Here is an 8,334-nt window from a genome sequence, read left to right as displayed (position 1 = left end):
GCGCTGCTGCGCCTCGAGCATGTGGAGGGCGCGCCGGCGCCGACCTTGCGCGCCGGCGAGGCGACGCTGACGGCGAAGAAGCCCGACTGGGTGAAGCTGCCGGAGACGCAGGCTTAAAAAGAACCATCCCTTCCCCCGCTTGCGGGGGAAGGTTGGGAAGGGGGATGACTCTACGGTCAATGGAGTCGGCCCCCTCCCTCACCCTCCCCTTGAACAGGCTGTGTGAAAACTCCCGCGAGCACCGCTGATGCGCAATAAGCGAATCATTAGAGCGTGCTGCATGAATCATTGTTGCGGCAATGCGCCAATCCACGAATCATTGTTGCGCTGAAACCGGAGTGACGGGAGTTTTCACACAGCCTGTGAAGGGGGAGGGGACAGTTAGCGAGATCGCTGGCGAGGGCCCGCTCCGTCTTCTTCGATCTTCCCCACCATGCACCTGTCGCGAATCTGCGCTAGCTTCTGAGGCGTTCGCCCCTATCGCTTCAAGGAGCTCTGCATGGCCCGCCCCCGACTGCGCGACCTTGGTATCGTCACCGGCCGGCTCGATCCGGGACCGCTCAATGCCATCACCGATGTCGAGGGCGTGCGGGTCGGCCATTCGACCCTGATCAGCGATTCCCCGCGCGTGGTGCGCACCGGCGTCACCGCGATCTGGCCGCGCGACGGCATCTGGCAGGATTGGTGCTTCGCCGGCTTCCACAGCTTCAACGGCAATGGCGAGATGACGGGCCTGCCCTGGATTGCCGAGCAGGGTCTGATCGGCGCGCCGCTCTGCATCACCAACACGCTGTCGGTCGGCGTGGTGCGCGATGCGATCTGCGCCTATGCGGTCGAGAACAAGATCGAGCAGCCCTTCCATCTGCCGGTGACGGCCGAGACCTGGGATGGATGGCTTTCCGACGTGGAGTCCCTCTCCGTGACCCAGGCGATGGCCTTCGAAGCACTCGCCAACGCCAGGAGCGGCCCTGTCGCCGAGGGCTGCGTCGGCGGCGGCACCGGCATGATCACGCATGAGTTCAAGGGCGGCATCGGCACCGCCTCGCGCGCCGTGGACACGGCCGGCAGCCGCTACACGGTGGGGGCGCTGGTGCAGTCGAATTATGGACGCCGCCATCTGCTGCGCGTCAATGGCGTGCCGGTGGGGCGTGAGATCACCACCGAGATCGTGCCGAGCGAGCGGTTCGTCGAGCCGAAGAGCTCGATCATCGTCATCCTCGCGACCGATGCGCCGCTGATCCCGATCCAGTGTCAGCGCCTGGCGCGGCGCGCCACCACCGGCCTCGCCTGGGTCGGCGGCATCGGCGCCAACGGCTCGGGCGACATCTTCCTCGCCTTCTCGACCGCCAACACGGTGCGCCCCGATCACAAGGTGAGCGAGCTGCGGGCCGTCGGCCCCGACGAGATGACGCTGCTGTTCGAGGCAGCGGCGGAAGCAACCGAGGAGGCGATCCTCAATGCGCTGATCGCGGCCGAGACCATGGTCGGATACAAGGATCGCATCGTCTATGCGCTGCCGCATGACAAGCTGCTGGAGGTGATGCGCCGCTACCGTCCGCCCGGCACGATCGGGGCGCCGCGATGAAGCGCAGGTTTGGCCGACGCGCGATCGCGGGCCTGCTGCTCCTGCTCGCGCTGGCTGCGGCCGGTCTCGCCGGATCGGCGGTCGCGGCAACCCAGGTCGACAGCCAGACCGCGAAGACCAAACTGCTGGGGCCGCTCTGGCTCTCGCTGCAATGGATCGGCGATGGCAGCTTCAACGCCATGGGCAAGGCCCAGGTCGAGGACCGCGACGGCACGCTGCATCTGAGCGGCCGCCAGGACGGCAAGGGCGATAGCGCCGGCGACTGGCTCGAGATCGACGGCGATATTCTCGCCATCGGGCTCCGGACCTTCCATTTCAAGGGCTGGATCGAGACCCGCGTCAGCTACATCAACGACGGCAACCCCTGCCGCCGCGAGGTCGAGGCCGACTTCCTCATGAAGACCGGCAAGAAGTATTGGCGCCTGCAGGCGATCGACAACCCCTGCGACGTGGCGGCGGATTATGTGGATCTGTTTCCGAAGTGACGATCGCCAGTAGGCGATCGTCATCCCGGCGAAGGCCGGGATCCCTCGATTGAGACTATGACAGCCTCAATCTGGCACATCGATGCCGTCGGGGGCCGTCCACCCCAACATGAACACCCATCTCACAAAAATGGTCACGGTCCGTGTTCATGGATGCCGGCCTTCGCCGGCATGATAAGTGGGCGCGTCCGCTCTACTCCTCCGACGGCAGCTTCGTCATCAGGATCTTGTCGATGCGCCGGCCGTCGAGGTCCATCACCTCGAAACGCCAGCGGCAGGCGGTGAAGCTCTCGCCGGTTTTCGGCAGGCGGCGCAGCTCGTTCAGCACCAGGCCGGCGGCGGTGTCGTAGTCGCGCTGGGCCGGCAGGGTCACGCCGAGGAGGGCCGCCATCTCGTCCACCGGCATGGCGCCATCGACCAGCCAGCTCCCGTCGCCGCGCGGGGTGGCGCCCGGTGCCAGATCGTCGCCGCCGTCATGGAACTGGCCGGCGATCGAGGCGAGGATGTCGCCGGTCGAGACCACGCCCTCGAAGGTCCCGTACTCGTCGACCACCAGCGCCAAATGCGCCTTCGAGCTCTTGAAGATCTCGATCGCGTCGAGCGCCGCGATGTTCTCATGTACGACCGGCGCCTTGCGCACCAGCCCGTTCCAGTCGATCGGCCGGTTGTTGAGGAGCGCGTCGAGCACTTCCTTGAGATCGATGACGCCGATCACCTCGTCGACATTGCCATGAGCGACCGGCAGGCGCGAATGATGCGCGAGCAGCAGGGTCGCGCGCTTGGCCGCCTCGTCGGCATCGAGATCGAGCCAATGCACGTCGCGCCGATGGGTCATGACGGCGCGCACAGGACGGTCGCCCAGCCGCATCACGCTCGCGATCATGGCATGCTCCGCGGGCTCGACCACGCCCGTCGAGGCCGCCTCGGCGACCAGCGTGTTGATCTCCTCTTCCGTCACTTTCTGCTCGGGCTCGCCGCTCTGGCCGAACAGCCGCAGCATCACTTGCGAGGAGAGATCGAGCAGCGAGACCAGCGGGCTCGCGATGCGCGCCACCCACATCATCGGCCGCGCCACGCGCACCGCCACCGCTTCGGCATCGCGCAGCGCGATCTGCTTGGGCACCAGCTCGCCCAGGATCAGCGAGAGATAGGTCGTGACCGCCACCACGAGGGTGAAGGAGACGGTGTCCGCCAGCTCATAGCCGAGCCCGAGGCCGGTGAGATAGACGGCCAGGCGCATGGCGAGGGTGGCGCCGCTGAAGGCGCCGGCGAGAATGCCGACCAGCGTGATGCCGATCTGCACCGAGGAGAGGAAGCGGCCGGGATTCTTCGCCAGCAGCAGGGCCGCCGACGCGCCGCGATTGCCCTTGGCCGCCATGGCCTTGAGCCGCGCCCGGCGGGCCGAGACGATGGCGAGCTCGGAGAGCGCCAGCACGCCGTTGAGCGCGATGAGGGCCAGAACGATCAGCACCTCGACGAAAACCAATTCAAACCTCCCCACCCGATGAACCGCCCATCATAGCGGAGCCCGGCCGAACCGGGCGCCCCGACGGGATTTGCGTAAATTCTAGAGTTTCGCCAGCCGCTTCGCGATCTCGGCGGCCTCGCGGAAGGGCGAGCGCCCTTCCGGCAGCTCGAGACGGCCGGCCCGCGCCAGCCCTTCGCGCCCGAACCGATCCCGCAGGCCCGCCTCGAGCCAATGCCGCGCCTGGGCCCGGCGACGCGCCACGAGACGCCCCGCCTCGCCCAACCAATGCCAATGACGCGCGAGCTCGGCCGTCAGCGTTTCGATCCCGTCGCCGGTCGTCGCGGCGACGAGCAGCACCGGAACCGTCCAGCCTTCATGCTCCTCGGCCGCCAGCCCGAGCGCGCCCTTCACATCGGCACGCGCGCGGATCGCGGTGGTACCCATGTCGGATTTGGTGACGGCCACGAGATCGGGAATCTCGACGATGCCGGCCTTCATGAATTGCAGGCTGTCGCCCGAGCCCGGCTGCACGCAGAAGAGGACGCTGTCGGCGGCTTCAGCCACATCGGTCTCGGACTGGCCGACGCCGACGGTCTCGATCAGCAGCACATCGTAGAGCGCCCGCATCAGCACCATGGCCGAGAGCGTCATGTCGGCGAGGCCGCCGAGACGGTCGCGCGCCGCCATCGAGCGCACGAAGACACCCTCGTCCGTGGGATCGGTCTGCAGCCGCGTACGGTCGCCGAGCAAGGCGCCGCCCGACCGGCGCGAGGACGGATCGACCGCGATCACGCCGACACGTTTGCCCTGGCCGCGATAGGCGCGGATGAGGGCACCGGCGAGCGTCGATTTGCCCACGCCGGGCGGGCCGGTTAGGCCGATCACCTGGGCCGTCGGCGCCACATAGGCGGCGTCGAGCAAGGCCAGGTTGTCGGGCGCCTGGGGCGAATGTTCGAGCGCCGCCAACGCCCGGGCCAGGGCAGCCTTGGAGCCGCGAAGTTCGTCGAGCGAAGGCAGGATGGGAATTCCGTCTGTTGCCGGTGGCCGGGGCGCTGCCGAAACGGCGCCAGGACCAGGTTCGGGGCCATTATAGCGCGCCCGTCCGGCGCCCGGACCGGTTTCTTCCGGCATCATGAGGATGCCCCATTCGGCTTGCAATCTCGTGACGCGCGGCCGGAACAAGGCGAAGATGGGTCGGCCCCCGTGAGAAGCGATGTCGAGGAGCAACCGATGAGCCTGACCCTGGCGCTGGTGGCGCATGATCAGAAGAAAGCCGACATGGCGGACTGGGTCGCCCGCAACCACCAGGTGCTGCGGCGTCACACCATCATCTCGACCGCGACCACGGGCCGGATCGTCGCGGAAGCCGCCGCCGACATCAAAATCCAGACCGTGAAGAGCGGACCCTGGGGCGGCGACCAGCAGATCGGCGCCATGATCGCCGAGGGCAGGATCGACGCGCTGATCTTCTTTCCCGATCCGCTGACGCCCATGCCGCATGACGTCGATGTGAAGGCGCTGCTGCGGCTGGCGCTGGTCTATGACATCCCCTGCGCCTGCAATCCGTCGACGGCGGATCTTCTGGTCAAGGCGGGGCTGCTGGGGAACTGAGCAGGCTAGCGGCAGGTTTACGCTTAGTTCTTGACAAAAAAATACGCAAATAGCGTATGATCGGGTATCCCTTCAAATCATGGAGACTGCCCGATGTCCCCTCGCGGCACACCCTCGTTGCGCTTCACCGTCGACGGCCCGAGGCAGCTTGCCGATCAGATCGCCGAGCAGCTGCGTAAAGAAGCTTCCGAGCAAATCGCCCAGATACCGGAGACAGAGCATAGCGCCGCCAGCGGCCGTTCGGCCGCGGCGCCCGCCGAGGTGATTTACGGACCGGACGGCACTCCCCGCTGGCGGCCGCGAGTTGAAGATTTCCTCGATGTGATCATGCCGCACGAAGGTGGTTTCGTCGATAACCCGAAGGATCGCGGCCGGAGAACCAATTTCGGAATTACGCAAGAAACGCTCGATGGCTGGTTCGCAAATCAGAGGGAACGTTTTGATAAACGGCAGCAGCGACGCGACCCCGCTCTACGGAAAGAATTCGAGCCCAAGCGATTACCCAGCGTGCCCGGTATTCCGACAGACGTCAAAGATCTGACATTGGAGCAGGCTCGAGCACTCCACAAAGACCTCAATTGGGACACTTACAAGCTCGATCAAATCAAGGATGATGGCACCGCGCTTCAATTCCTCGACATGCGCTTCATGACCAGCCCCTACGGCATGAAGAAAATCATCTACCCCGCGATCGACGATGTCATGAAGAAACATGATCTCGGCGAGATGCCGTATGCGACATTGCCGAATGGCCCATCGACCAACTATTTCGGTCCGGCGATCGATCTTGTCAATTGGTTAGACGCGCTTGGTTTTAGTCGAGAGTTGCAAGAGGCTTTGGTCAACCGCCGGCTCGCCTATGTCAAGACGCTGCCGAGATATAAATACTTCCACAACGGCTGGGATACGCGCATCGAATCCTTCCGGCCGAAGAATTATGCCGCCAGATAGCGCTTGCGAACAGTGAGCCCAGATCAGTGAAGCGGAAGGAACGTAACTTCATCGCCCGCCCAGCAGATCACGGCTCGATCTCCCTGCACAGAGCAACCCCTCCCCATTACGGTATTTAAGACCCTTCCGTCGCTCACATTCGCTTGTTCATCTAAAATCAATTCGCTGGGGATGTCAGTCAGAATGCGGTAACCGCCCCGCCTCAATGTCGTCACGATGCTCCCGGAATACCGGCTATCGAGAATTTGCTTGGAGAGATCGACGCGGCGCAGCGTAATCTTGTTGTCATCGAGACTGATGCGCAAGATCGCGTCCGGCCCATCGTCGAAACGCGCCGTCGCCAAAGCTTCATTTCCGTCGGCGCTGAGACTGAGAGGCCCGACGGCCGTGCCCCAGGGCAGATCGAGCCGCGCGATCTCGTTGCCATCGGGCGTCAGGGCCACGACAGACTCCGATCCATTGACGCAGGGGTTCATGATCGTCCCCATGTCCTCCCGTGCACCGCCGCCATCGATCTGTACGATAATGGTCCCGCTTGCGAGCACGGCCATCTCGTTGGGGAAGCCAAAGCCGCCCCTGGGATCCTGCCATCGCCAGACCAGCCTCCCGTCCGAAGATACGCGCGCGACCGTGGCCCCGACGCCACATCTGTCGTCTGCATCCGGATTGGTCGAAACATCTTCCCACCAACCGACCAGAACAGAGTCCCGATCCTCGATGATGGATCCGACGGCCCGCAAGGAATTCACATTCGCATCGGGATCGGCCGGATTCGAGTGCTCGGGGCTGTCCTCCTCATGAATGGCGACGGGGTCGGCAACGCTGCTTCGCGGCCCCGCCCGTAAGAGCGTCACTCTCGATCCGTAGATGAAGAGCGTATCGCCTATGGCCGCCACCGGGCTATTGAGTCTGTTGGCAAGCTCGAAGTCGGAAGACAGGGGCGCATAACGGATTTCATCGGCGCCTGTTCTCGGATCGTAGATCCGGACATAGACGCGGCTCGACGCGAAGGTATAGCCGATCACGGCGATCCGGCCATCCGGCAGCATCGTGACACTGTCGGTGAGCCCTAGCCGGAGATCCACCCCGCCCGGGATATCCGGCATCGGGAGGGTGATCCGAATGGGCGCGATGATGTCGGTGTCGTCAGCCGCCCCGACCTTGGGGGCGGCAATCCCGAAGCAGACCAAGATGCTCAACAACATCGTGGCCAGAGTTCTCCGAAGCGAACTGGTCCAGGTTCGGGAGATAGGGGAAGGAAAGCGGCGCATCGGTGCAACCCCAGGTTACCAAAATATTCTACCATGGATTGTGTCCGATTGATGGCGAATTCGCTCACCGGCCATGACGATCGGGACGCCGTGCCCCTTCCGGTGAAGAGCGGACCCTGGGGCGGCGACCGGCAAATCGGCGCGCTTATCGCCGAGGTCAAGATCGACGCACTGTTCTTCTTTCCCGATCCGCTGATGCCCATGCCGCACGATGTCGATGTGAAGGCGCTGCTGCGGCTGGCGCTGGTCTATATCGGCCCATCCGCGGCCGCCCACCCCGAATCCATCGCTATCCGGCACGTAGTAATAGGTTTCCTGCCCGGTCTTCAGGTCGATAAGCCGAAGGTACCCGTCCGGTCCCCGAGGCTTCCCGCCGAGAACGGCGATCCGGCCATCCGGCCATCCGGCAACAGGTCGACACAGGCAATCTCAGCGCTCGACCGAGACCACATCACTTCCGAAGCGATCGGCGGGAGCGTGAAGGTCACAGGCTTTGGCGCGGCGCGCCCTTCATCCGCATAAGAGATAGACGGGAATGCAAACAAGCTGGCACCGCAAATCGTCGACACAAGGTCGCGCTTCACCCAGGGCGACCGGCTCCAAGATCGAAGGGCGGACGAAATGGCATGTTGCATAGATACAACTCCCGGTTAGAGCGTAATTCTACCATGAATTGCGCCCCAATTGAAGGCGTTATCGGCAAAGGAGCGTGACCCCGTGGTGAATCCGTGGACCGAGAATCCGGAGGATAACGGGGTGGTCAATCGCTCGCGCATCGCGACACTGGAAGCTCAGCGTTCATCGCGCTCGAGTCCCGATTGAGAACGCAATGTTGGCCGGATCGGCTGAAAGGAAGCCGCCTCAGCAAAGAGTCGGAAAACGACGGCAATCACGCAGGATGCACGCCGCCACGGCACCACCGAGAGCGAATACCCTTATTCGGGCACCTCGATCGCCCTGGCC

Annotated in this window: 8 protein-coding genes; 5 read left to right on the top strand and 3 right to left on the bottom strand. The window is 64.3% G+C overall.

Features of this window, described 5'->3' with window-relative positions:
* Positions 1-499: 499 nt before the first annotated feature.
* Positions 500-1,585, top strand: a complete 1,086-nt coding sequence (locus tag ACREE8_RS10885) for a P1 family peptidase (RefSeq protein ID WP_431573013.1) — start codon at positions 500-502, stop codon at positions 1,583-1,585.
* The gene (locus ACREE8_RS10880; protein WP_431573012.1) at positions 1,582-2,070 is read left to right on the top strand and encodes a hypothetical protein; all 489 of its coding nucleotides are present in this window, start codon (positions 1,582-1,584) and stop codon (positions 2,068-2,070) included. The genes ACREE8_RS10885 and ACREE8_RS10880 overlap by 4 nt, the downstream gene beginning before the upstream one ends.
* Before the next feature lie 193 nt (positions 2,071-2,263).
* Here the strand turns inward: ACREE8_RS10880 and ACREE8_RS10875 are convergent, their stop codons facing one another.
* Together ACREE8_RS10875 and meaB are read right to left on the bottom strand one after the other, a co-directional pair.
* A complete protein-coding gene (locus ACREE8_RS10875) occupies positions 2,264-3,556 on the bottom strand; it encodes a hemolysin family protein (RefSeq protein WP_431573011.1) in 1,293 nt (430 codons plus the stop codon).
* A gap of 81 nt (positions 3,557-3,637) precedes the next feature.
* Positions 3,638-4,555 carry a methylmalonyl Co-A mutase-associated GTPase MeaB gene (gene meaB, locus ACREE8_RS10870; protein ID WP_431573014.1) on the bottom strand — a complete coding sequence of 306 codons (918 nt, stop codon included), beginning with the start codon at positions 4,553-4,555 and terminating at the stop codon, positions 3,638-3,640.
* Positions 4,556-4,768: 213 nt separating this feature from the next.
* Here meaB and ACREE8_RS10865 point away from each other — a divergent pair, with 213 nt between their 5' ends.
* Positions 4,769-5,149 carry a methylglyoxal synthase gene (locus ACREE8_RS10865; protein WP_431573010.1) on the top strand — a complete coding sequence of 127 codons (381 nt, stop codon included), beginning with the start codon at positions 4,769-4,771 and terminating at the stop codon, positions 5,147-5,149.
* 93 nt (positions 5,150-5,242) lie between these two features.
* Entirely contained in the window at positions 5,243-6,100 is an 858-nt protein-coding gene (locus ACREE8_RS10860) for a glycosyl hydrolase 108 family protein (protein WP_431573009.1), read from the top strand.
* A 23-nt stretch (positions 6,101-6,123) separates the two neighbouring features.
* Here the strand turns inward: ACREE8_RS10860 and ACREE8_RS10855 are convergent, their stop codons facing one another.
* The gene (locus tag ACREE8_RS10855; RefSeq protein WP_431573008.1) at positions 6,124-7,305 is read right to left on the bottom strand and encodes a hypothetical protein; all 1,182 of its coding nucleotides are present in this window, start codon (positions 7,303-7,305) and stop codon (positions 6,124-6,126) included.
* Between the two features lie 117 nt (positions 7,306-7,422).
* On the opposite strand from ACREE8_RS10855, the gene ACREE8_RS10850 reads away from it, so the two are divergent.
* Positions 7,423-7,893: a hypothetical protein gene (locus ACREE8_RS10850; protein ID WP_431573007.1), complete on the top strand. Its 471-nt coding sequence runs from the start codon at positions 7,423-7,425 to the stop codon at positions 7,891-7,893.
* The last annotated feature ends 441 nt before the right edge of the window (positions 7,894-8,334 follow it).

Source organism: Hypericibacter sp., assembly GCF_050729195.1.
GTDB lineage: Bacteria > Pseudomonadota > Alphaproteobacteria > Dongiales > Dongiaceae > Hypericibacter.
Note: the sequence above shows the minus strand (reverse complement) of the source record. Positions and strands in the feature narration are given on the sequence as shown.

Excerpts from the sequence above, each read along its gene's own strand:
- ACREE8_RS10885 (WP_431573013.1), top strand. The coding sequence starts at position 500 with ATGGCCCGCCCCCGACTGCGCGACCTTGGTATCGTCACCGGCCGGCTC.
- ACREE8_RS10880 (WP_431573012.1), top strand. The coding sequence starts at position 1,582 with ATGAAGCGCAGGTTTGGCCGACGCGCGATCGCGGGCCTGCTGCTCCTG.
- ACREE8_RS10865 (WP_431573010.1), top strand. The coding sequence starts at position 4,769 with ATGAGCCTGACCCTGGCGCTGGTGGCGCATGATCAGAAGAAAGCCGAC.
- ACREE8_RS10860 (WP_431573009.1), top strand. The coding sequence starts at position 5,243 with ATGTCCCCTCGCGGCACACCCTCGTTGCGCTTCACCGTCGACGGCCCG.
- ACREE8_RS10855 (WP_431573008.1), bottom strand. The coding sequence starts at position 7,305 with ATGTTGTTGAGCATCTTGGTCTGCTTCGGGATTGCCGCCCCCAAGGTC.
- ACREE8_RS10850 (WP_431573007.1), top strand. The coding sequence starts at position 7,423 with ATGGCGAATTCGCTCACCGGCCATGACGATCGGGACGCCGTGCCCCTT.